The organism is Chitinivorax tropicus, assembly GCF_014202905.1.
In the GTDB taxonomy this organism is placed as follows: Bacteria; Pseudomonadota; Gammaproteobacteria; order Burkholderiales; family SCOH01; genus Chitinivorax; species Chitinivorax tropicus.
Map to the genome: position 1 here is coordinate 202,248 of NZ_JACHHY010000002.1, position 23,972 is coordinate 226,219.

25 protein-coding genes are annotated in these 23,972 nt (G+C 55.5%); 10 read left to right on the forward strand and 15 right to left on the reverse strand.

Annotated elements, in window-relative coordinates; genetic code table 11:
* Window positions 1-88: 88 nt before the first annotated feature.
* The 5 genes from HNQ59_RS02215 to sbcB all read left to right on the forward strand — a co-directional run bounded on the left by HNQ59_RS02215 (window position 89) and on the right by sbcB (window position 7,231).
* Window positions 89-3,169 (forward strand): efflux RND transporter permease subunit, encoded by a 3,081-nt coding sequence (locus HNQ59_RS02215; protein ID WP_184034618.1) that lies wholly within the window; start codon window positions 89-91, stop codon window positions 3,167-3,169.
* A 93-nt stretch (window positions 3,170-3,262) separates the two neighbouring features.
* Window positions 3,263-3,934 (forward strand): class I SAM-dependent DNA methyltransferase, encoded by a 672-nt coding sequence (locus tag HNQ59_RS02220; protein WP_184034621.1) that lies wholly within the window; start codon window positions 3,263-3,265, stop codon window positions 3,932-3,934.
* Complete coding sequence (locus HNQ59_RS02225; protein WP_184034623.1) at window positions 3,931-4,662, forward strand: VanW family protein; 732 nt, start codon at window positions 3,931-3,933, stop codon at window positions 4,660-4,662. Before HNQ59_RS02220 ends, HNQ59_RS02225 begins: the two co-directional genes overlap by 4 nt.
* A 100-nt stretch (window positions 4,663-4,762) precedes the next feature.
* Entirely contained in the window at window positions 4,763-5,695 is a 933-nt protein-coding gene (locus HNQ59_RS02230) for a PhzF family phenazine biosynthesis protein (RefSeq protein ID WP_246490813.1), read from the forward strand.
* Window positions 5,696-5,803: 108 nt separating this feature from the next.
* Window positions 5,804-7,231 (forward strand): exodeoxyribonuclease I, encoded by a 1,428-nt coding sequence (sbcB, locus tag HNQ59_RS02235; RefSeq protein ID WP_184034629.1) that lies wholly within the window; start codon window positions 5,804-5,806, stop codon window positions 7,229-7,231.
* Between the two features lie 11 nt (window positions 7,232-7,242).
* Here sbcB and HNQ59_RS02240 read toward each other — a convergent pair whose 3' ends face one another.
* Window positions 7,243-8,166 carry a LysR family transcriptional regulator gene (locus HNQ59_RS02240; RefSeq protein ID WP_184034632.1) on the reverse strand — a complete coding sequence of 308 codons (924 nt, stop codon included), beginning with the start codon at window positions 8,164-8,166 and terminating at the stop codon, window positions 7,243-7,245.
* 162 nt (window positions 8,167-8,328) lie between these two features.
* Between HNQ59_RS02240 and HNQ59_RS02245 the strand changes: the two genes are divergently transcribed.
* Window positions 8,329-8,475, forward strand: coding sequence for a hypothetical protein (locus tag HNQ59_RS02245; RefSeq protein WP_184034634.1), 147 nt, complete (start codon window positions 8,329-8,331; stop codon window positions 8,473-8,475).
* A gap of 208 nt (window positions 8,476-8,683) precedes the next feature.
* A complete protein-coding gene (locus HNQ59_RS02250; protein ID WP_184034637.1) occupies window positions 8,684-10,627 on the forward strand; it encodes a S9 family peptidase in 1,944 nt (647 codons plus the stop codon).
* Between the two features lie 128 nt (window positions 10,628-10,755).
* Here HNQ59_RS02250 and HNQ59_RS02255 read toward each other — a convergent pair whose 3' ends face one another.
* The 4 genes from HNQ59_RS02255 to HNQ59_RS02270 all read right to left on the reverse strand — a co-directional run bounded on the left by HNQ59_RS02255 (window position 10,756) and on the right by HNQ59_RS02270 (window position 14,135).
* On the reverse strand, window positions 10,756-11,439 hold the full coding sequence (locus HNQ59_RS02255; RefSeq protein WP_184034640.1) for an enoyl-CoA hydratase/isomerase family protein: 684 nt from the start codon (window positions 11,437-11,439) through the stop codon (window positions 10,756-10,758).
* A gap of 91 nt (window positions 11,440-11,530) precedes the next feature.
* Window positions 11,531-12,958, reverse strand: a complete 1,428-nt coding sequence (locus HNQ59_RS02260; RefSeq protein ID WP_184034643.1) for an exonuclease domain-containing protein — start codon at window positions 12,956-12,958, stop codon at window positions 11,531-11,533.
* Window positions 12,959-13,019: 61 nt separating this feature from the next.
* Window positions 13,020-13,553: a DinB family protein gene (locus tag HNQ59_RS02265; protein WP_184034646.1), complete on the reverse strand. Its 534-nt coding sequence runs from the start codon at window positions 13,551-13,553 to the stop codon at window positions 13,020-13,022.
* Between the two features lie 81 nt (window positions 13,554-13,634).
* Window positions 13,635-14,135, reverse strand: a complete 501-nt coding sequence (locus HNQ59_RS02270) for a peroxiredoxin family protein (protein WP_184034650.1) — start codon at window positions 14,133-14,135, stop codon at window positions 13,635-13,637.
* Window positions 14,136-14,218: 83 nt separating this feature from the next.
* On the opposite strand from HNQ59_RS02270, the gene HNQ59_RS02275 reads away from it, so the two are divergent.
* A complete protein-coding gene (locus HNQ59_RS02275; protein WP_425491315.1) occupies window positions 14,219-14,599 on the forward strand; it encodes a PsiF family protein in 381 nt (126 codons plus the stop codon).
* 53 nt (window positions 14,600-14,652) lie between these two features.
* Here the strand turns inward: HNQ59_RS02275 and HNQ59_RS02280 are convergent, their stop codons facing one another.
* The 8 genes from HNQ59_RS02280 to HNQ59_RS02315 form a co-directional block, all read right to left on the reverse strand.
* Entirely contained in the window at window positions 14,653-15,195 is a 543-nt protein-coding gene (locus HNQ59_RS02280) for a YaeQ family protein (protein WP_184034653.1), read from the reverse strand.
* 4 nt (window positions 15,196-15,199) lie between these two features.
* On the reverse strand, window positions 15,200-15,679 hold the full coding sequence (locus HNQ59_RS02285; RefSeq protein ID WP_184034656.1) for a WbuC family cupin fold metalloprotein: 480 nt from the start codon (window positions 15,677-15,679) through the stop codon (window positions 15,200-15,202).
* Window positions 15,680-15,811: 132 nt separating this feature from the next.
* Complete coding sequence (locus tag HNQ59_RS02290) at window positions 15,812-16,015, reverse strand: cold-shock protein (protein WP_184034658.1); 204 nt, start codon at window positions 16,013-16,015, stop codon at window positions 15,812-15,814.
* Window positions 16,016-16,203: 188 nt separating this feature from the next.
* On the reverse strand, window positions 16,204-16,668 hold the full coding sequence (locus HNQ59_RS02295; RefSeq protein ID WP_184034661.1) for a YaiI/YqxD family protein: 465 nt from the start codon (window positions 16,666-16,668) through the stop codon (window positions 16,204-16,206).
* Entirely contained in the window at window positions 16,659-17,342 is a 684-nt protein-coding gene (locus HNQ59_RS02300; protein ID WP_184034664.1) for a Dph6-related ATP pyrophosphatase, read from the reverse strand. Before HNQ59_RS02300 ends, HNQ59_RS02295 begins: the two co-directional genes overlap by 10 nt.
* Window positions 17,339-18,493, reverse strand: coding sequence for a metallophosphoesterase (locus tag HNQ59_RS02305; RefSeq protein ID WP_184034666.1), 1,155 nt, complete (start codon window positions 18,491-18,493; stop codon window positions 17,339-17,341). The genes HNQ59_RS02300 and HNQ59_RS02305 overlap by 4 nt, the downstream gene beginning before the upstream one ends.
* 130 nt (window positions 18,494-18,623) lie before the next feature.
* Entirely contained in the window at window positions 18,624-18,872 is a 249-nt protein-coding gene (locus HNQ59_RS02310) for a ribonuclease E inhibitor RraB (protein WP_184034669.1), read from the reverse strand.
* A gap of 9 nt (window positions 18,873-18,881) precedes the next feature.
* Window positions 18,882-19,853, reverse strand: a complete 972-nt coding sequence (locus HNQ59_RS02315; RefSeq protein WP_184034672.1) for a hypothetical protein — start codon at window positions 19,851-19,853, stop codon at window positions 18,882-18,884.
* Between the two features lie 105 nt (window positions 19,854-19,958).
* On the opposite strand from HNQ59_RS02315, the gene HNQ59_RS02320 reads away from it, so the two are divergent.
* Window positions 19,959-20,336, forward strand: a complete 378-nt coding sequence (locus HNQ59_RS02320; protein WP_184034675.1) for a hypothetical protein — start codon at window positions 19,959-19,961, stop codon at window positions 20,334-20,336.
* 174 nt (window positions 20,337-20,510) lie between these two features.
* Window positions 20,511-21,434 (forward strand): ribosome biogenesis GTPase YlqF, encoded by a 924-nt coding sequence (gene ylqF / locus HNQ59_RS02325; protein ID WP_184034677.1) that lies wholly within the window; start codon window positions 20,511-20,513, stop codon window positions 21,432-21,434.
* A 45-nt stretch (window positions 21,435-21,479) separates the two neighbouring features.
* Here ylqF and ggt read toward each other — a convergent pair whose 3' ends face one another.
* Both ggt and HNQ59_RS02335 read right to left on the reverse strand, forming a co-directional pair.
* A complete protein-coding gene (gene ggt, locus HNQ59_RS02330; protein WP_425491316.1) occupies window positions 21,480-23,201 on the reverse strand; it encodes a gamma-glutamyltransferase in 1,722 nt (573 codons plus the stop codon).
* A 108-nt stretch (window positions 23,202-23,309) separates the two neighbouring features.
* Window positions 23,310-23,639 carry a PilZ domain-containing protein gene (locus tag HNQ59_RS02335; protein WP_184034681.1) on the reverse strand — a complete coding sequence of 110 codons (330 nt, stop codon included), beginning with the start codon at window positions 23,637-23,639 and terminating at the stop codon, window positions 23,310-23,312.
* Window positions 23,640-23,972 lie beyond the last annotated feature (333 nt).

Below are 23,972 nucleotides of genomic sequence, written 5' to 3' on the forward strand. Positions count from 1 at the left end.
TGGCAAAACTCGCTGCCAGCATTGAAACTGTGATTACAGCCATGCACTTGGTGGGCGAAAATACCCAACCGTTTATCAAAGCCTCCTCATGAATCTGTCTGAACTGTGTATACGACGCCCCGTCGCGACCGTGCTGCTGACGCTGAGCGCCGTGCTGCTAGGTATCTTGTCCTGGTACGCGTTGCCCATTGCTGCGCTCCCTTCTTTCAATACACCCACGCTCAATGTCTCAGCAAACCTGCCTGGGGCTAGCCCGGAGACTATGGCATCGTCGGTTGCGTCAGTGCTGGAAAAGCAGTTCTCGACCATTGCCGGGCTGAATGTGATCAGCTCATCCAGCACGCTGGGCAGCACCTCCATCACCTTGGAGTTTGCCCCCGACCGCAATATCGATGCAGCGGCGGCAGATGTCCAGGCTGCTCTGCTACGGGCGCAACGCAGTCTGCCGCAGGAGATGACCTCTCTACCGTCATATCGTAAGGTCAACCCGGCAGACTCCCCCATCTTGTTTTTGGCATTGAGCTCGCCAGCCATGTCGCTTGCACAGTTGAATGACTATGCCGAAAACCTGGTGTCACCCAATCTCGCCACACTGAGCGGGGTGGCGCAGGTGCAGGTAAATGGGCAAAAGCGCTACGCGGTACGGATCAAGGTTGACCCCACCAAGCTGGCCGCACGCGACATGACATTGGATGAGCTGGCCCAGGCTATTCGTAGCGCCAATGCCAATACCCCATTGGGCGTGATCACCGGTAGACAGCAGGTCATGACCATCAGCACCAACAAGCCTTTGGCCAATGCCGCCGAATTCGCCCAGCTGATCGTGGCCAGCCGCAACAACCAGCCGGTCAGGTTAGATGAAGTCGCGACCGTCGAGGACAGTGTTGAAAACCTGCGGGTCGGTAGCTGGATCAATGGCACCCGCTCGATCAGCCTGGCGGTGCTTCGCCAACCCGATGCCAACACGGTTGCCACCGTTGATGAGATCAAAGCCGCCTTGCCCAAGCTGGCCAGCCAACTGCCGGATTCCGTGACCATCAAGCTGGTGAATGACCGTTCCCAGTCCATCCGCGAATCCATTCACGACGTCAACCTGACCCTCGCGCTGACCATTGTGCTGGTGGTCATGGTGATTTTCCTGTTCCTGAGGCGTGCGGCGGCAACCGTCATTCCAGCTCTTTCGTTGCCGGTTTCCTTATTGTCGGCGGTGGCATTGATGCATTGGCTGGGCCTCAGTCTCAACAACATTTCACTGCTTGCCATCACGCTGGCTGTTGGCTTGGTAGTTGATGACGCCATCGTGATGCTTGAAAACATCGTCAGGTATGTCGAAGCGGGCATGGCACCACTTGAAGCTGCTTTGAAAGGCTCGAAAGAGGTCGCTTTTACGATTCTGTCGATTTCGTTGAGCCTGGTGGCCATCTTCATTCCGATCTTCTTCATGCAAGGCACCATCGGCCTGTTGTTCCATGAATTCGCGATTGTGGTCACTCTGGCGATTCTGTCATCTGCCATGGTGTCGCTCACATTGATCCCGATGCTGTGCGCCCGTTATCTGAAAGCAGAGCACGAATTGCCGCCGGAAACCGCCCTGGTGCGGAGCTTTGAACGCGCGTTCAACTGGATGGCTGATCGGTATGTGCGGAGCCTGGATTGGGCGCTGCAGCACCGCCGCAGCATGCAGCTGTTGGCACTGGCCACCTTTGCTGTCACTGCATGGCTGTTCGTCACCATTCCCAAGGGCTTTTTCCCGCAAGAGGATACCGGCCTGATTCAAGTCAGCACCGAAGGGCGTCAAGATCTGCCCTATGACGAGATGGTCAAGTTACAGCAGCAAGTCGCAGCATTGATCGCCAAACACCCAGCTGTCGATACCGTAAACAACACAGTCGGCGGTGGGCAGGGCAACCAACACATTGGCCGTCTGTTCATCAATCTGAAGCCCAAGGCCCAGCGTGGCAAACTGGATGAGGTACTGGAAGACCTGCGCAGGGAAACACGTAAAGTGCCGGGTCTGTCCGTGTTTCTGAACCCCGTACAAAACCTGCGCCTGGGCGGGCGGGGCAGCAAGAGCCGCTATCAATATGTGCTGCAGGCCGTGCAGGCTGACGAGCTGAACCCCTGGGCGGAAAAGCTGTTGCAGGCCATGCGCAATGACCCGCTGTTCCGTGATGTGGCGTCGGACGCACAACTGAAAGGCCTGCAGGCTCGCCTCCACATCGACCGGGAGCGTGCCAATATGCTGGGCATCGATATGCAGAGTATCCGCACAGCACTGTACTCGGCTTATGGCGAGCGCCAGGTGTCAACCATCTTTGCCGATACTGACGACTACTCGGTACTGATGGAGGTCGATGACGCCCACCAGCGCAATGAATACGATTTGGGCAAATTGTATGTGCGCAGCAAGGCAGGCCAACTGATCCCATTGGATACCATCGCCCGTGTCGATCGGGTGGCCGGGCCCACCGCCGTTAACCACCAAGGCCAGCTACAGGCTGTGACGCTGTCATTCAACCTGGCGCCTGGCGTGCCGCTCAGCGATGCCGCCGAACATATCAACACGCTACAGACGCGAATCGGCCTGCCCGGTACCATCATCACTAGCTGGGCAGGCGATGCAGCGGCCTTCCAAGAGACACAAGGCAGCCAGACCGTCTTATTGGCCTTGGCGATTCTGGTGATCTATGTCCTACTGGGCGTGCTGTATGAAAGCGCCATCCACCCACTGACCATCTTGGCTGGGCTGCCATCCGCAGCCATCGGGGCGCTGCTGACCTTGATGCTATTTGGTCAGGAGCTCACCATCATTGCTGCGATTGGTATCCTGCTGTTGATCGGCATCGTAAAGAAAAACGCCATCATGATGATCGACTTCGCACTGGAAGCACAACGCACGGCGCAAATGCATCCGGCGTCGGCCATCCGGGAAGCCTGTATCAAACGCTTCCGCCCCATCATGATGACGACATTCGCAGCACTGATGGGTGCCTTGCCGATTGCTCTCGGGCTGGGCGCAGGCGCCGAATTGCGTGCCCCACTGGGTTTGGCGGTGGTAGGCGGCCTGATCGTATCGCAGGCGATCACCTTGTATATCACACCGGTTCTGTATTTGACGTTCGACCGTCTGGCGCCTCAACGTGACGAAACCATGACAAACGCTTTATAGTGGCAAGCGCATATTTCGCGATCTATTCAGCGGGCCCGCCAATTCCATGGCGGGCCTTTTCATGACGACATATTGGCAGGTTTGCACGGTTCAATGGATCTGATTCGTAAATACTACGACCAGCTGGCAAGGGAATACGACCATGATCGATTCGGGAACAGCTATGGTCGATTCATCGACCAGGCCGAACGCCATATATTGAGTAGCTGGCTGCCCCAAACCCGACACGCCCCCACCGCAGACCTGGCCTGTGGAACAGGTCGGTTGCTGGCATTCGCGGACATCGGCATTGATCTATCCGCCAATATGCTGGCCGAGGCCCGTCAGAAATGGCCAGAACGACCCTTGATACATGCCACCGCCCAGCAGTTGCCTTTGCCGGATGAAAGCGTACAAACGGTGTTCGCCTTTCATCTGCTCATGCATCTGGAGCCCGATATCTGCGCCCGCATTCTGAACGAAGCACATCGCGTCCTCAAGCCTGGCGGCCTGCTGATCCTGGATTTCCCCTCCGCCCGCAGGCGTGGCAAGCGTACTCGCGCAACACCTGCTGGGGCGTGGCATGGCAGCACCAGCTATACCCTGCAAGACATCACCCACATGGCCCAAGGGTTCCGCCTGAAAACCCACACTGGCCTGCTGTGGCTCCCGATCCATCGCCTGCCCAGAGCCATCCGCTCCTATATGACCCTGGTGGATCGCGCCCTGAGCCGCCTGATGCCGGAATGGTCTTCATACCTCGTCATCTGTCTTGAAAAAGCATGAAGCACCTCATCCGACATGCCGCCAGACAGCTGCCAGACCCGATCAAACTGTCCATCCGGGTCGGCTGGCGATGGCTACGCGACCAGCTGACAGGCACTACCCGTCAGCTGGTCACCACTGCGGGACGGCGACAAGTCCTTCCCAGGCGCTGGTCGATTCAACAACCCATCCTGCCTGGGCCGCACACCGCCGCCAAACAACACAACCTGCAACTGGCTGCGCAGCTGATCAGGCATCGGTTGATCCTGCCCGGCCAGATCTTTTCATTTTCCACCCTGATCGGCCAGCCGACCGCAGCCCGTGGTTACCAGGCAGGCCGGATGCTGATCAATGGCCAAGTCAGCACCAGTGTTGGCGGCGGGCTATGCCAACTCAGTGGAATGTTGTACCTGGCCGCCCTGCAAGCGGGCCTCGCCATTGTTGAGCGCCACCCGCACAGCCTGGACATCTACACTGAGACAAACCGCTTTGCGCCGCTGGGCGCCGACGCCACAGTGGTATATGGCCATAAGGATCTACGATTTCAGAACACTGGTGAGACAGCCATCTGCTTCGACATTGAATGGAAAGAAAATACCATTTCAATACATTTTTGCAGCGCAGCCCCCTGGACACCACACACCATCGAATTCCTGCAGACCAGCATTTCCCCTGAACGGGTCAACGTCCAAACACATCGAGCTGGTAATTTGCTATTCAGCAACGAGTATCGCCGCCTACTTCCTTGATTGCTCCCACCCTGGCTTCCGCCACGGCTGGTTTTACAACTGCACGGCCCGGTGATTTGCCGATTCAGCGTATGCGGGCATGGCGGGGATTCTGCTGCTCATGCTACAACCCGCAACACAGTGGGCGCTACCGCTTGAAACCACTTCCATCCGATGCGACACTGCCAGCCATCCCATCTCAAAAGAGGCCATCATGCGCAGCTATCGATATCACTTGGTCAATGTGTTTGCGGAGCAGCGTTTTGCTGGTAATCAGCTGGCCGTGTTTGAAGATGGTAGCGGGTTGTCTGATGAAGACATGCAGGCCATCGCGCAGCAGTTGAATCTGTCTGAAACAACGTTTTTGTTGCCATCCGATCAGGCAACAGCTGCGGTGCGCATTCTGACACCTGATGGGGAGCTGCCATTTGCGGGCCACCCTACGCTGGGTACGGCACATATTGTCAGGCACCTTCACCAGACAGGCGACCAGGTGACACTGGCCATGCGCGCCGGTGTCATACCAGTGCAGGCATGTGGGGATGTGTGGACATTGCAGGCCAGGGCACCCAGCTGGCGTACGGTTCCGGCCACCCCAGCGGAGTTGGCAGCGGCATTCAACCTAGCCGCCAGTGATTTCGATGCACCAGCCATGTTTGTGAATGCCGGTGTTGAGCAGACCATTGTTCCCCTGACCAGCAAGCAGGCGGTGTTCGCAGCCAAGCCCAATTACGCACTGATGCAGAACCATACCCGCAACCAAGTCGGGTGGACCAATGCACTGTTGTGGCATCGTGACGGCGATATCGTCACCGCGCGTTTTTTCTTTGATGTGCAAGGGATGGCGCGCGAAGACCCTGGTACCGGATCGGCCTGCGCCAATCTCGGGGGCTGGCTGCTGGCCAATGGCGTCAAAGGGCCGCTGCGACTGACTGTTGAACAAGGCCATATGATCCATCGCATCAACCATCTGTACCTGACATTGGATGACCATGATCAGATCCATGTCGGGGGCCGGGTGGTTTATATTGGTGATGGCACGATCTGCCTCTGACCTAAGGCCATGATTCCGCTTTATCATGCCGCCAGCGACAAAGGCCGCTGACGGCATGCCTCTCTTTCAACCCATTGCCAGCACTTGGCATCGACCTGATTTACTGCTGTGACAACCACTCTCTACTGGCACGATTATGAAACGTTCGGGCGCGACCCGCGCCGTGACCGGGCCGCCCAGTTTGCGGGCGTCCGTACTGATGAAGATCTGAACATCATTGGTGAACCATTGATGTTGTATTGCAGGCCAGCAGAGGATTTTCTGCCCGACCCGGAATCCTGCCTGATCACTGGCATCACCCCACAGCATGCCGCCCGACAAGGGGTGACAGAGGCCGAGTTCATCGCTCGCATCCACGATGAGCTGGCTGCCCCTGGCACATGCGGGGTGGGCTACAACACGCTGCGGTTTGATGACGAATTCACACGTAACCTGCTGTATCGGAATTTCTACGACCCCTATGCACGCGAATGGCAACATGGCTGCTCGCGCTGGGACATCCTGGATATGGTACGCCTGACCTGGGCGCTGCGCCCGGAAGGCATTCAATGGCCCACCCACGACGACGGCAGGCCCAGCTTCAAGCTGGAGCAACTGTCTGCAGCCAACGGCCTGCAGCACGATGCAGCGCACGATGCGTTGTCTGACGTGCTGGCCACCATTGCCATGGCCAAGCTGATCAAGACAACCCAACCCAAGCTGTATGATTATGTCTACCAGATGCGGGACAAGCGTAAAGTCGGTGAGCTGATCGATTTGCAGGAAAAACGCCCGTTGCTGCATGTGTCAGGCATGTATCCAGTCGAACAAGGGTGCTTGGCACTGGTGGCACCCATCGCCATGCACCCCACCAACAAGAACGAAGTGGTGGTGTTCGATTTACGCGCTGACCCGACCCCCTTGTTTGAGTTGGATATCGACGCGATCCGTGAGCGGTTGTTCACCAAAGCCGACCAGCTGCCGGAGGGGGTAGGCCGCTTACCCTTGAAAACCATCCACCTCAACAAGTGTCCGGTAGTGGCGTCGGCCAAACTGTTGGAACCCAAGCTGGCCGAGCGCTGGCAGGTGGATCGGGCTCAATGTGAAGCGCATTGGCAGATGCTACGCCAATGGGACTTGTCGCAGAAACTGGCAACGGTGTTCGAGCGACCGGAGCGGGAGCCGCTGACCGACCCTGATCAGATGTTGTACAGTGGATTTTTCGGCCCGAAAGACAAAGCCCAGATCAACAAGATCAGGGCAAGTACGCCCGTAGAGCTGGCGCGACAGCATTTCGATTTTGAGGACAGCCGCCTGCCGGAGCTACTGTTTCGCTATCGTGCCCGTAACTTCCCCGAGACATTATCAGATGCCGAAGCCGCCCAGTGGGCCGAGTACCGGGAGTGGCGCTTGACTGACCCAGCTGGTGGGGCCAGCCTGACGATCGACGACTACTTGGCCAAGATCGAGCTTCTACAGGCCGATCCGGCCATGACGCCAGACCAAGCCCAGGTGCTGGATGCGCTCATGGCCTACGCTGAGCAGTTGATGGGCTGAACGACGCAGATTCAACCTGCGGCAGCCCCGTCTGTTGGGTTTGCCGCTTTACCTTGCCAAAGCGGGTCATTGTCGAAGGCTTCGATCAGAAAATCCGCCAGTGCCCGGATGCGCGCCGTTTTCGCCAAATCACGGTGCATGACCAGCCAGATGTCTCGCAAATGGATCACCGTTTCCGGGCATACTACCTTCAATGCAGGGTTCAGCGTGGCAACATAGTCTGGCAGCAAGGCGATTCCCCCGCCTGCCGACACAAATTGCATGGCCGTCATGGCATGGTTGGTCTTCAAGACATAGCGGGTGTTGGCGGGTATGTGCTGGTTCAGCCATACCATTTCATAGCTCGATAGCATATCGCTGAACCCCACCATGTCATGGCCTGCCAGGTCACCCAACGTATAGGGCTCGCCTTGGCTGGCCAGATAATCCGGGTGCGCATAAAAGCGGTTGGCTACTACGCCCAAGCGCCGGATCACCAGCTGCGGCTCATCAGGGCGGAACAACCGGATAGCGATATCGGCCTCGCCCGCATTCAGATCCACCACCTTGGAATTGCCCTGCAGCGAGATCTCCAGCTTAGGGTGGCGGCAATGGAAATCAGCCAATTTGCGGGCCAACCAGCCATTCGCCACTGCAGGGGCTGCAGACAGCGTGACCACGCCTTGGATGCAATCCCCCTGACTCGCGGCCACACGTGACGCCGAGGTCGCGCCGTCCGCCATCAGCCGGACATGGGGCAGCAATTTGTCCGCCAGCTCGGTGGGACGCAAGCCACGCGCATGCCGCTGGAACAGCTTCTCGCCCAGTTGGTTTTCCAACGCTTCAATGCGCCGCCCGACTGTCGGTTGATTGAGCGACAAACACTCCGCCGCCTTGGTGAAGCTGCCCGCCTCCATCACCGCCAGAAACACCCGCCAGTCATCCCAGTCATTCATTTTTGCATGCCTACTCTGTGCATTTGCCAATTCTCATGCATTTTGGACAAGTGTTATCGTTCAGACAAGCCTCCTCAGACGTGAGGACATGGCTTGCATGACATTCAGGAGACGAGCGAGCGCGCAGTTCGCCTCCGCACATTCGACACTGCGGAGATCATCATGAAATGGTTAACTTGCCTGGTGGCGTGGTTCTTCTCCACCCGCCACACCACTGCTGAAGATCAGGAGCAACAACAAGCCCTCAGCTCCCGGCATCAGCACTTGATCCATCAAGAGTGGGCGGCTTATCGTCTCACCCGATTTTGAAAGCTGGCCAGGTCAGCGGAATTTGAGGGGCACCATAGGTATTGGCAGATGACTGTCATTGCGGGCAGCCATTCAACATGGTTACCATCCGGGGTGGCGGTTGATTGCCGACTTTCATCCTGACCGCCCACCATCTCCATCATGATCAATACCCCCGCCTGTTGGCTGCCATCACGCGGCAGGTACCCACTCGAAGGACCGCTCCACTATGAAGTTTGCAGTACGAACCATCTGGCCGCTTTTGACAAGCTTGCTTGCCAACCCACTACTCGCAGATGGATACACCGGCTTAGGGGCAGACAGCGTTGCCAAGGAAACCATTGAGCAATTCCGGCCCAAGCCACTCGATGCCAATTTGAGCCGCCGCATCCAGAACATGCTGGATATTTCCAGCCCCGGTGCGGGTATGCTCACCAGTGATGGCAAGCGGCTGTATTTTTCGTGGCGGGTGACAGGGGTATCGCAAGTCTGGCGGTTGGATGGCCCGCAACACTTCCCTGTACAGATGACAGGCGGCGAAGATGCCACCCAGTTGGTGGGTATCACGGCGGATGACCGGTTCCTGATCATTTCGCGCGACCGCAAGGGAGAAGAAAACCCAGGGCTCTACCTGCAACCCGCCGACGGTGGGCCATTGATGGAAATCCAACATAAGCCAGGGGTGCAGACACAATTCCAATTTGCCTCGAAAGATGGCCGCTTCATCTATTACCGTTCCAATGACCAACGCACGGATAGCTATGCGATCTACCGCTATTCAATCGCCAGTGGCGAGAAGGAACAGATCCTGAATGAACCCGGGCTGTGGCTGATTGCCGACCATCAATCAGATGGGCGTATGTTGCTGGAGAAATCGCTGTCCAACGTCATCACCGAATATTTCGAGTATCAGCCCCAGACCAAACAACTGCTGCCACTATTCGGACAAGGTGAAAAAGCCGAATTCGCAGCCCGCTATGGTGGCAAGGCAGGGGAGTTGATCGTTTTGACCTCGAAATTCGGTGATTTCCGTCGCCTGTATCGTTGGAAGGCAGGGCAATTCACGCCGTTATCGCCTGAGATCAAGTGGGACATCAGCCACTTCTCACTCGACAAGGCCCGCCAGCACCTGACCTACACCACCAACGAAGGCGGCTACACCCGTCTGACCGCGTTGGACGCCAGCACATTCACCCCCCTCAAATTGCCGGTCTTCAAAGACGTGGATCACGTCACCGCAGGCAGTCACTCCGTTGATGGTCGCTATTCGGTATTGACGGTCGAAAAAGCCACAATGCCCAAAGTCAGTTATGTCTACGAGTGGAAGACCGGCAAACTGACCCAGTGGCAACAACCGATGACGCCAGAAGTCGAGACCCGCCACTTTGCGAATGCATCACTGGAAAGCTACCCTGCACGTGACGGTACGCCAATCCCGATGTTTGTCAGACGCCCGGCACAATGCAAACCTGGCCCTTGCCCTGTGGTGGTGTATTTCCATGGTGGGCCGGAAGGGCAGACAACTGCGGGCTTTTCCACCTACGCACAGTTGTTCGTTGATGCAGGTTTCATCTTCGCCGCACCCAATGTCCGTGGCTCAGATGGCTATGGCAAAAGCTGGCTGGCCATGGACGATGGCCCGAAACGCCTGAATGTGATCACGGATATCGAAGACGCTGCCCGTTATATCCGCGCCAACTGGGGCAAAGACGGCAAAGCACCCAAGATCGGTATCATGGGCGGCAGCTATGGCGGCTATGCCACCCTAATTGGTATGACGCTGTTCGCAGGGGCCTATGATGCGGGCGTCTCCTCGGTTGGTATTTCCAATCTGATGACCTTCCTGCAGAACACAGCCTCCTACCGCCGCCAGCTGCGGATTGCAGAATATGGCAACCCAGATACTGACAAGGACGCATTGGTGCAATTGTCCCCCATCAACCATGTTGAGAAATTGAAGGCACCGTTGATGATCGTCCAAGGCGTCAGCGACCCGCGCGTACCTGTTGGCGAGGCCGTGCAGATGTATGAAGCTGCGAAAAAGCGAAATGTGCCCGCCGAGCTGATCCTGCTCAGTGACGAAGGCCATGGGGTACAAAAACGTGAGAATCGGGTCGCCGTCATGGGGCATACCCTACGTTTCATGGAAACCTACCTGAAACCTGCCAACTGACCGGCTAAACCAGTCATTTTGCGTGGTATTGCATCGTTACATTCTTTTCGTGACCATGCCACCAACACGTCACATCAGATCCAGCCACACCAGAGGTGTGGCTGGTTCAATTCAAACCAATCTGAGTATCAACGCCTACTGGAATCCACCAGCCCTTGCAGCTGTGCGCGGAAGCCGTGCTTGATCTGGGCATAGGTACGGCGGTCTTTCTTTGCCAATTTGGCTGCCATTTCCAGCGTCTGCGGCACCAAGTCATCTACAGAGAAAGCCACATCCACAATGCCCCGCTTGGCCGCTTCCTCCCCACCCATGGGGCGCCCGGTCAACACCAGCTCCAAACGGGCCTGCTCATTCGGCAACAACTTGATGATTTCCGTCATCACCGGGCTCAGGCCCAATTTCAGGTCCACCTCTGGAAAACATAGGAAACCACGATCGGCCCGCATGGTGCGGAAATCGAATGCGGCAGCCAGCAGCGCCCCCCCCGCATAGGCATGGCCAGTCAGGCAGGCGATGGTCGGCAGGTTGAGCAAGGCCACCCGCAGCAACAGCTGATCGAGGCGCGGCACAAAGCGGGTGAACAAATAGTCCATCCCCTTGGACTGGATATAGTCGAGATCGATACCATTGCTGAAGAACTTGGGATCATCACTGGCCAGCACCAAGGCCGCATTGCCTTGATCGGCTTCGATCTGATCCAGTGCGGCATGGAATTCATCCAACACGTCGTCTGTCAGCGTATTGGCACGCACACCATTGGTCAGGGTCAGCACATAGGTGCTGTCCTGTTTATCCAGCTTCATCGTTGACATATCAGGCTCCAAAGAATGAGTCTGGGCATCATGCCTTGCCCCTGCCATTCAATCAAGCGACCGTTTGAAAAAATAGTCATGACGAATCTGCTCAGTCGGCCACTGATACCACTGGACAATTCAGCATCACAATGTCTTCGGCCTTGGCATGCTTCAGGTATTTGGTCAGCAGCTTATAGGTGTCAATATCAAAGCGTGGTTTCGGGGGGCTGGCCAATAACGCCTGTAAGGCTGCTTCATCACTGACCGTACCCAGATGGCACCAGTGGTCAACGATATGCAGATCCTGACGAGCCCCCAGGGCATCTCTCTCGCGGAGCGCGATGATTGTTCCATATGGCCAGACTTGGACCCGCACTTTGCTCAACGCCGTCAACAGGCGGATATTGTGCATACCGGCTTCTTCGCGACCGATGCACGCACCGCGACAACGCCGCAACTGATAGGCGAAACAGGGCTTCAATGCTTTCCGGTTGGCGGTTTCCAGCCCCAGGCGGATCAGACAGAGCTGGTTGACTTCAGCGATCTTACGTAGCGTGTTGTGAGCCTCGCGCTGCGAGTGGTAAAGCCCATAGAGGTTTTCCTGCCAGCCGAAATCCAGATCCTGCGCATAGACCAGCTTGGGTCGCAAAAAACCATCTTCCATTTCCTGCAATTGCCAGGCGCACATCTCATTGTTTCGACGTAGCCGATGATTCAACGTCGGCTGCAGCTCTTTGATCAGTCGCGACTCGGTGAGCAAGGCCCCCAATTCACCTGCGGTTTCGATCCAATCGATGCGCCGCACTTGCTGGGCAATCTGCATTTCCTTGCCGTGTTGTGTGTCAGCGCCGAAGTGCTGTAGTACCCGTTTGCGGATGTTGGTGCTTTTGCCGACATAGATGGGTAGATTGTTCTCACCATACATCAGGTAGACACCACAGGACTCGGGCAGATCCTCCACCACGTCGCGATCCAGAAATGGTGGCAGTGCAGGCTGTTTGATCAACTCCAGAATGGCGGCCTTCAGCTCAGCAGGCTGCTCTTGTTCAACCTTGCGCAAAAACAGCCATAGCGCACGTGCATCGGCCAATGCACGGTGACGCGCTTCGATTGGCAGATCATGGCGGGCAATGATGCTATCGAGATTGTGTTTGTACTCACGTGGATACAAGCGCCGAGACAGCTTGACCGTACAAAGCACGTCGGCGCGGAAGGTGACATTCAGGCGTTTGAACTCATTTTTGAGAAACCCATAGTCAAACCGGGCGTTATGGGCCACAAACAACTTACCGGCCAGCCGCTGTGCCAAATCACCTGCCACCTCTGCAAAGCTCGGCGCAGTTTTCACCATGTCGTTGCTGATGCCAGTCAATTTCTCGATGAAGGGTGGGATGGCCATGTGCGGGTTGACCAGGGTGCTCCATTCCGAGACACCATCTACCCCCACCTCGACAATGCCTATTTCCGTGATGCGGTCTGCGGTGGTTGATCCACCAGTCGTTTCCAGGTCAACAAAGACTATCGGTTGATCAAGCATGATTTGGATCTGATTCTGCGAGGCAGACGATCATACCCTACTCGACTGGAATCAAGGTATTTCAAACCTGCTGCTCTTTCAGACGCATCAGGTGATCCGCCATTTCACGCCGATAGGCAATGAATTCCATCTCTGGCAGCGGAGCCCCCTGGCGGGTTGCCATGGCCGCCAGCTGCCCGCGATGATGTGCCAGGTTGGTCATGACGTGCGTCAACACATCAGGCACCCAGCTGGTCTGTTGATGATTGGCGGTGTTGTGATAGGTAATGCTGTCTTCGAAAAATTGCTCCGGCTGCTTTTCCAACCAATGCTGAAAAGCACGGGTTTCTTGTCTGAGCGCCTGTTTCATCGCACGCCAGTCAGCATGCAATTGCGTCGTCTGGGCATGGGGGGCAACGATACCTTGCATTCGGGCCCACCAATTGAGCAGCGTCACCAACATATGATTGGCCATTCCCAACGCAGTGTCGTAATACAAATTGCCTAATTGATTCAGTGCGCGCTCATCCAGCTGATCCATCGCAGCAAACAATTGATCATTTGCCCAATGCTGATAGTCAATCTGATACAGGAAGTGCTTTTTCCAGGTAATCATGCCGATCATCCTTTCCTCAACCGAACCTGTTCCGACGCGGCCCCGCAACCGCCCCAAGATCACTCCATCAACAGTTGGCGATCATGCTTGTTCCGCCAGCTTGGCCTCGATCAATTTGTGCAGCTCCGCCATATCCGGCTCACCAATGAACCGTTGAACGATATTGCCGCGCCTGTCGATCAGGTAAGTTGTCGGGGTCACCATCACCCCGCCATAGGCTTCCGCAGCCTTGCCCTGTACATCCAATGTCACGGGAAACGGAAGCTGATTCTTTTCAGCATAGTTCAGAACATAGTTCGGCGGATCATAACTCATGGCAACAGCCACGGTTTCGTAGCCTTTTTCGCGATATTTATTGTATGTCGCCACCAATTGCGGCATTTCTTTGACACAAGTGCCACAGCTGGTTGCCCAGAAGTTCACCAAGGTCACCTTGCCCTTGGGCGGCATCGACACCGCCTGCCCTTTGACAGAAGTCATTTCCAGTTGAGGTGCCTTGTCACCGCCGCCAAATGGCGAACAAGCGGACAAAGCGACCAACATGACCATTGCAATGGAAGTGCGGAGGAGGCGGTTGGACATTCGGGGCTCCGGCAAGTGATGGATAAGATGTTGGATGCCCGACATTTTCCGGAGTTCCAGACCCCTTGTCACCTGACATCTGCATGAAAGGCATGTCTGACATGCCAATGACAAACTCTGCTATGCTGCACGACAGACTGCATGCGACGCCAAGGCGCGTCAAGACTCATATCCAGGAGAAAACCATGAAGCTGATCACTGCCCTGTTCGCCACCCTGATGCTGACTCTGTCCGTAGCCCACGCAGCGGATGCCCCCAATAAACAGCAAAACAAGATGGCTCAATGCAATAAGGATGCTGAAGGTAAAAAAGGGGATGAACGCAAACAGTTCATGAGTGAATGCCTGAAAAACAAGAAAAAAACACAGCAGGAGAAAATGGCCTCCTGCAATAAAGAAGCCGAGGGCAAAAAAGGGGATGAGCGGAAGAAATTCATGAGCGAGTGCCTGAAAAAAGACGCTTGACCCGCCATTTCAACAGCCAAGTCAGTATGCTGCGATGCCGACTTGGCGCATGCTCACATGACTTTGGCTGTGGCCATGTCCACCTGAACTGTCTCCGCACCATCTGTCAGCCAGACCTGTGCTTCCTGGATCGTACACTGTAGCTGCATTGAGCGCTGTGCCAGCTTGGCCAGGTCTGCTGCCGTACCATTGGGCAGCTTATAGACCGTCAGATTTTCCAGGCGACCTACCTTACCCTTGATCTGATCCCACCAGATATCTGCACTGTTACCGCTATACGTCACCACCACAACACGGGCCGCCCGACTACATGCTTTGCGCAAGCGCTTTTCATCTGGTTGACCCAACTCGATCCACAGTGCCATCTCACCGGTCAGATTCATCAAACAGATGTCGGGCGTTTCATCGTCACAAAGCCCTTTGCCGAAATCCAGACGTTCGTCGGCATACAAGGCATAGGCCAGCAACCTGACCATCATACGCTCATCATTCTCTGACGGATGTCGCGCCAAGGTAACGTGATGGTCTTGGTAATGGTGACGATCCATGTCAGCAATCTGCAGCTGGGCCTTGAAAATAGTTGCTTTCAATGCCATTGCATCACCCTCGTTTTGCAAATGAATCGCCCACCAGGGCCTGCTCATACCAAGCCAGCATGGTCTCTACGTCAGATGCATCAGCAGCAGGCGACCAGCTGGCCTGATCCACCTCCAGCAACGGCTGGTATGGGCCATGTTTCACCTCGAAAATCACGCCACCTTCATCTAGAGACAGAACTGCGTGCCATTGCCCCGCCGGGGTTTCGACAACGGCGGCCTCTTCACCCAACACGCAACGGTCGGTCACTACCCCCTGCTCGTCAAAATGCAATACAACGAATCGCCCCTTCAATGGGTATAACAACTCCCAGGTATGCGGGTGCCGGTGAGGCCGAACATAGGTATCGGGCTCCATGGCAATCGCCAACCGCTGGATGGGATCATCCAGCACCGGGTGGAGGTTTAGATTGGCTCGACGCCGTGGCGAACGCTGGGCTTGTGCCGCCAGCTCATGAAGCTGTGAGGAAGAAATCTGTTTCATCGGTGGAGATACCCTGAATAAACCAACAAAAAGTGACTCAAGCAGTCTGCCAAATCTTTGATCAACTACAGCATGCCAGACAATGCAAAAAGCCCGGTTCACACCGGGCTTTTTTGACCAATCAGCGAGCGATTACAGCGGCTGAATGTTCGAGGCTTGCTTGCCTTTGGGGCCAGTGGTGATTTCGAAGCTCACGCGCTGGTTTTCAGCCAGGCTCTTGAAGCCGTTGGACTGAATTTGAGAGAAGTGTGCGAACAAATCGTCGCCACCATCATCGGGTTTGATAAAGCCAAAACCTTTGGAGTCGTTGAACCACTTAACGGTACCTGTTGCCATGAGTATATCCCTTTTGAGCAATGGTGAAAAAATGACGGGCTTCGCCCAGTTATGCATGAGAATCAAGGGGAACGGCGAACTGAGGTACGGTTTCAACCACTACAACGGCTTACAAATTCTGCTTGAAAATCCTGCGGTTGGCATTGTGCGACAAAACTGGATTTTTAGAAAGTGTTTTTTTCACTAATTCATCTACGATTGTGTATGCCCCGCATCAGAAACCGATCCAATTGCTTGGCAAATGCCTGGCGATCTGTCTGGCTGTATGCGGCTGGCCCGCCGGTTTCGACGCCGCTGGCACGTAGGGTATCCATGAAGTTACGCATATCGAGTGCTTGGCGGATGTTCTCATGCGTGTACAACTCACCTCTTGGATTCAATGCGAAAGCGTCTTTCTCCACTACGAGCGCCGCCAGGGGAATGTCAGCGGTGATGACCAGGTCGCCCGCTGTCACGCTGTCTGCAATGTGATGATCGGCCACGTCGAACCCTTTTGGCACTTGTTGTGAGCGGATGTAGGGAGAGGCCGGAACACGCAGAAACTGATTGGCCACCAGCACCAACTGGCATTGCACACGCTCTGCCGCGCGGTAAAGCATCTCTTTCACCGCCGCTGGGCAGGCATCGGCATCCACCCAAATAGTCAGCGACATATACCCTCCTGCATGGGGATGATATCCGCAAACACAAAACCATCTCGCTCGACCACTTCGCCTACCCTGATGGGAATGCGGTGGCTGAAGAACGGGCCATTCACTACCACGGTGTGGAATTCGCCTCGCTCGCCACATGGATCAACTCCAGCGGGCAAGCTGGCCAGCAATGGGGCGTCCCATCGCTGACCGGCCAGCTGGACAGGTGCTTGGCGCGGATCGACGCAACACACATAGGTTTCAATATCCGCTTGCAACATGGTCGCGGCGAGCTGGTCGGTTGGTTGCCCCCACAGTGGGAAGACCGGCTCAATGCCGGTCGGTTGCAGCTGTGCCTCGCGATAGCGCCGGACATCTTCCAGAAACAGATCCCCAAATGCCATACATGTCACGTCCATGGCCTTGGCTCGATCAATAAAAGCTTGCATGGCCTGTGCATAGGCTTCGTTTGAACAGGGGAAGGGAATAGGAATGATATGTAAGGGCAGGCCAGCTGCTGCTGCCTGCAGTTGCAACAACTGGGAACGGGTCGCATGCATGGCGACCCGATCAAAGACAGCGTTCACTGTCGTGAACAAGCCCACGACATCATATTCAGGCTGCTGCCGTAATACGTGTAAGGCCCAGGCGCTGTCCTTGCCACTGCTCCAGCTGAGTAAGGTCTTTTTTCTCATGCCTTGCTTGTACCAGCCATCGGCACCAGCCGCAAGCGGGTGATCTCTGATGGAGCACCGAATCGCTTGGGAGGCCCCCAGTAGCCTGTCCCCCGACTGATGTAGATCAGCAGTTGGCCGATCCGATGCAGACCAGCTGTGAAAGGTTGCTGCAAAGGGACAAACCAATTCCAGGGGAAAAACTGCCCACCATGGGTGTGGCCTGATAGTTGCAGATCAAATCCTGCCGCTGCCGCAACGGCAGCGGTACGAGGCTGATGGGCCAACAGCAGCTTGATGGCCCCGATGGGCGCACCAGCCACCGCCTGATGCGGGTCACTACGATGGCTAGGGTCAAAATGATGTGCGGTGTAATCAGTCACCCCGGCGACCACCAATGCCGCGCCTTGGTGGTCGATCACCACGTGCTCATTCATCAGCACGGTGAGGCCAAGCCGCTTCAGCTCGTCAATCCAGGCGTGGGCACCTGAATAATATTCGTGATTGCCGGTTACAAAATACACCCCATGTTTGGCACGTAACCAGGCGAGCGGCTGGGTGTGCTTTGCCAATTGCGGCACACGACCATCTACCAGATCACCCGTGATGGCAATCAGATCTGCCTCCAGATGATTCACCGCGCTGACGATCCGACTGAGGTATCCATGCTTGATGGTCGGGCCAACGTGGATGTCCGTGATCTGCGCGATGGTGAAACCATGCAGGGCGAGCGGGAGGTTGGGCAAGGGTATGTCGACATCGATTACCGCTGCGCGGCGCCGGGCATTGACCCAGCCAATGACACTCATCGCCACACTCAGCCCGACCACCAGCCAAGCGCTGTAACTCAGAACAGGCTGACTCACCGGCCATGCCAGCCAGCCCGCTGCCCCTAGCGCGACAAGACGCAGCAAAGTCAGCACCAGCAGGGATGAGAACAACCCCATTGATGTCAACCCGATCCAGGCCACCCGGTCGGACCAGGATTGATACCGAATGGCAGGTGCAAGCAGGCCCAGAGGCATCAATACGCTGCCAGCGGCCACCATGGCCCAGGCCAGCCATTGGCCGACTTCGCTCAACATCAGCATGGGAATCAGCTGCCAACCTACGAACAGGTGCAGCAGGGTAATCAAGCTGACCGCAATCAGCAAAAACAAGGGCGACCGCATCAGGGCTCCTGACTCAAATGCCTGGCGACCACATGGCACCAGCGCATCTGCATCATATGGGGCGTGCCCCGGGTCAGTTCAAGTCATCGCTCTTCCGCCGCGTCCGTGAGCAGACCATCCAACTGAAGACTCATGCCCACCCGGCATAGCGCCCACCATGGCGCGTGGCGAAACCACGCATGGCTATCTCGGCTGCGGTCATTGGAGCAGAATGCGGCTCCATTTTCAGCGTCACAATCGCAATCCAGCCATATCGATCATCATCACCGTCGTACTCGCTGATATCAACCTGATACTCCAGCTCAGCGCAGTCATCGGCAAAGGCTTCCGCCTCGTCGGGCTCGGCAAACAAAAAAGTGAAATCGATATATCGCGTCATAGTATGGCGTTAATGGGAAAGGGAGATTTCTGGGTTTGTGGAGGAGTGGAAAATATACTTTCCACCTTGGTATTGATAGACAATTTTACCAGACACCGGCTTCCAGCTACGCCTGAAAGTGTGATCGACATCATTACCCTTATCCACTTCGTCATCAACCGTTTCTGCGCCCAGATCAACCGATACCTCATGTTTACCATTGACTTTGACGATCAGATCACCAGGTTGATCACCTTCCGCCGCGATCTTCCATTTCCCTTCGTCTTCAAAACAGACATCATGGCTCTTAGGACTGGCTTTCTCAAGTATCGATTGACCGGGCTGCAAGCTGAATAATTTGTCACAGTCACTTGATTTATATAAATTATCCGCGTGCGAGTAAATTGGATCATCCATCATGAATCTTAACCCGCCATCGTATACCTCTAAAAAGTTTATATATTCAATATCGTACCCCATTGCCTTATAGAAAGAACCTACCACCAGCGCATACCCCTGCTTTGATATTCTAATGACATCTACTAAGTCACCTCTTATAGAAATAGCCTCATCAAGTCGCTTATCAAGATACCAATTCTCCCCAACTTTCTTGAACCAATATGCGCCAATGGCGATCTCTTCTGGCGTCAAAAACCCACCTTCCTCTCTTGCTTTCATTGTCTCAGGGCTTTCTGAGTGGGTGATCAATATGGCGCTATCCTCTTTCAATCTGATCACGAATTCTGGCAAAACGAAAAATTCATATTTCTTGAATGTAGGCTTTTCTGATTTGGGCTGGTCACTATGCGTTTCCTTCCATTCAACCCATTGCTTCTGCTTGTCACCACTTGCCGCCCAACCGGGAAAAACCACCTGCATCAGTTGCTCCCTTTTCAATGAAGGTGAGGATGGCCCACTCCTGCCGCAACCAAACAAAAACATGGTGGTAATTGCCAGAAAAAGGAGTTTTATTTTGTTCATTGGCTGAATTTCCATTTTCATTACGCTGCATTCAAATAACATTCAGCTTGCAGCGTAGATACTAATGGAACCCCCAGCAAGTCGATTTGTCTCACTGTCAACCAAGCGACGGAAAGGAGCCCCAAAATGATCAAGCAACTGCTGGCCCTGTTGTTGTGCACACTGCCATTGATGGGATGTAACAAATCAGATGAACATGTCGGAGCGGCCAAAGAGTCGGCCAATGAGGCATGGGATGCAGCCAAGGATGCAGCGGGGCACGCAGGGAAAGCAGCTCAATCGCTGGGCGAGGCCGCCAAAGAGTCTGCACAGGATGTGGCGAAAGAAGGTGAGGCGACTTTGAAAGAAGTGGGTGAACAAGCCAAAGAGGCTGTGACTGAAGCATCCGAACAAGCCCGTGATACCGCGAAATCGGCTATGGATAAGACCAAGGACACGGTGAATGAGGTCAGGGATTCAGTCAATCAGACCGTGGAACAAGCCAAAGAGGCGATCAAAAAATAAACCTTCGCACCCAATTGATCTGCGCTACCACGGCGATGGTGCCCTGCCATCGCCGTTTTGCCATGGCAACGGCCATCATGGTTTTTGGGAAATGGGCAGTTTTCATGGGTAAGCTCGGTTGTTGTGGGCGGAAGATGCGATAATCAAGGCTTGATCCTGTATTCATGAAACATTATGAGCATTCAATGGTTTCCTGGTCACATGGCCTCTGCTCGCAAGCAAGCGGCCAAGACCCTGGCGAAGGTCGATGTCATCATCGAGGTGGTTGATGCCAGAATCCCCGCTGCAAGCAGTAACCCGATGATTCACGAGTTGCGCCGTGAGCGACAGCGCCCGTGTTTGAAAATTCTTAATAAAAGCGATATTGCCGACCCTGTCGCGACGGCCCAGTGGCTCGCCCATTTCCAGCAGGAGAAAAATGTCACGGCTGTTGCCCTCTCTTGTGCCAAACCAAGTGATGTCGCCAAGATACCGGCGTTGGCACAAAAACTGGCCCCTCATCGTGACGACAATGTCAAACCGCTGCGCATGATGATCATGGGCATTCCCAATGTGGGCAAATCAACGATGATGAATGCGCTGGTCAAGCGCAAAGTCGCTCAGGTCGGTGACCAACCCGCCGTCACCAAAAGCGAGCAGCGCATCGACATCAGCCCGCGCCTGACGGTGTATGACACACCCGGCTTACTGTGGCCGAAGATCCGCTATCCATTGGATGGATTCATGCTGGCAGCCTGCCATGCGGTTGGTACCAATGCGGTATTGGAGGAAGAGGTGGCCGCTGCCCTGGCGGACATGCTGCTGGCCTGCTACCCGGAGGCCCTTGCCAAACGTTACAACTTGAATCTGGACGGGATGGACGGTGTTGCGGTCGTCGAGGCGATTGCACTGCGCAGGGGTTGCCGGAAGAAAGGTGGTGATCTCGATCTTGAAAAGGCGTCGCTGATCCTGCTGACTGATTTTCGTGGTGGCGTGCTTGGGCGCCTCAGCCTGGAGACCCCCAGCAGCCGCGAGCAGATGATGGCACGGTATGTTGAGCCGACAAAAGGGGATACGGCGGAGGAAGACGAGCCAGATGAGGCAGGCAGCGGTCATTGAGTCTGATGTGGTGTCCAGATCAATCCGGACACCACATCCAGTGGATCAGAACCCTGCGGCTTGACCATCCTTCCGTGATTCTGACGCCCCGACCCATACACCACTGTCCAATCGTCGGATGGCCTGATAGCCCCCAAATGCGCCATGGTTGCTACCCAGTTTGTGGTGGCGCTCCTGCAGGGTACGTAATGTCGTTTGCGGGAAGCCGCTCTCAAGATAGACCGTCCCGCCATCCGTCATCTCACCACCGGTCGGCTCCATGGCCGATTCCCAGTAGATACGCGGAGCATCGCCTGCCTCTTGCAGATTCATCCCGAAGTCGATCAGATTGATGACGATCTGGGCATGGCCTTGTGGCTGCATGGCGCCCCCCATCACACCGAAGCTGGCCCAAGGCTTGCCCTGATGGGTGATGAAAGCCGGGATGATGGTATGGAAGGGGCGTTTACCCGGCGCGTACACATTGGCGTGGCCAGGCGTCAGGCTGAACATCTGGCCGCGATCCTGCAGAATGAACCCCAAGCCCTCCGGGGCCATGCCTGAGCCCATGCCTCGGTAGTTGCTCTGAATCAACGACACCATGTTGCCTTCTGCATCAGCAGTGGTCAGATAGACGGTGTCCCCTTCATTCAATGCCAGATTGCTAGGCGGAACAGCCGCCAAAGCGTGATTGGGTTGGATCAATTTGCGGCGTGTGGCGGCATAATCTTTACCGATCAATTGGGAAACCGGTGTTTTTGCAAAGTCAGGATCGGCATAGTATTGGGCCCGGTCGGCAAAGGCGAGTTTGGTGGCTTCGACAAACCAATGGACATGATCAGCACTGGCGAAACCTGCCTGCTTCAGATCAAAACCTTCGAGAATATTCAAGATCTGTAACGCAGCAATACCTTGGGTATTCGGCGGCAGCTCCCACACATCGTATCCACGATAACGAGTAGAGACTGGTGCGACCCATTCACTGCGGTGCTGGGCCAAATCAGCCTCGCTCAGATAACCCCCGTTGCGCTTCATGTAAGCGGCTATGGTCTTGGCGATCTGGCCGCGGTAGAACGCATCTCGCCCACCCGTTACCAATTGCTCATAAGTTTGGGCCAGGTTGGGGTTGGTCCAAAGCTCCCCTTTTTGTGGCGCTTGACCTGCTTTGGTGAATTGCTCGCGGATGCCGGGGTATTGCATCAATGCCTGGACATTGCGCTGCCAGTAATATGCAATCACATCGCTCACCGGAAACCCTTGCCTGGCGTACTGGATGGCGGGCGCCAGGATCTCACCCATACCCAAGCGGCCAAAACGTCGATGCAGCTCGAACCAACCATCCACCGCTCCTGGCACGGAAACCGGCAATGGGCCCAGGGCAGGAATCTCCTTCAGCTGCTGGCGGGCCAGCTCCTGCTTTAGCTGGGGCAAACTCAGCCCCTGCGGCGAACGGCCACTGGCATTCAACCCGTGCAACTTGCCACTTTTTGCATCCCATACCATGGCAAACAGATCGCCACCTACTCCGCAGCCGGTCGGCTCGACCAGGCCCAGCACTGCATTGGCTGCAATCGCGGCATCGATGGCATTGCCACCCCGCCGCAGGATATCCAGCGCAACCTGAGTCGCCAGTGGCTGGCTGGTGGCTGCCATCGCTTGGGGAGCAAAGACTTCAGATCGTGTAGCAAAAGGTAGATCGGTCAACCGGTCAGCTGCATGGCTGTCCTGGGCTGACCAACCGAGAAGCAAAGCGACTGGCAAAAGGGCAAAACGCATCTGGGGCTCCATCTACAGGAAAAGACGGCGCTCGCCGCCAATGCAATATGGTAGCCACATTTTGAGCCAGGCAGGAGCGGAGCTGATGTGGCCACGCAGCAAGATCACCTGCAACGGCCTTCAATGGTGGTTGACCAGCATGATGATGGCGTCGAGTTTTTCCTGATCCAGTTTTTTGAATTCCCCACCCACACGATATCCCCCCAAATGCGGGTGTGGGGTGCAGTACACGATCCGAATGGTGGTGCTGACTTCCAGTGGTGGCTCAATTGGAATCGAGAACCTGAGCATTCTGGCTTGTCCAACTGTCAAACTTGATTTGGTATGAAACCCGACACCACCTTGTGATAAATCAAAAATGGTCACAGGCTCCCATGACTCGCCTCGTGCGTCTGCAATGCTACCGGTGCCACGAATCGTCTTGCGGGCGTATACCCGTTTTTCGCTCATGATGTCCTCAAGCGGCTGATGCTGGAGATTTCTTTGTAGCGAATCCTACAGAGAATCACCAATCAACTGATCTGACCACGCCCAATCGTCGGATCGCAGCCGCATTGATCCACTACCGCTTTCCCCAAGCCAGCGATACACTTGGCACTGCTGTAGACCAGCAGTGGTAGCTATTTACATAAACATATGTTAAACAATATCTTTCATGACATTTTGCGGGTGAAGCGTAATAATAGAAGGCATCACCAGCTGTAATTTTTAACGACGTTTGCCACTGCAGGAAATCGACAGGTCATGTGCCAGTCCGGTGCGAAGGTGGTTGGCGCGCTGTAG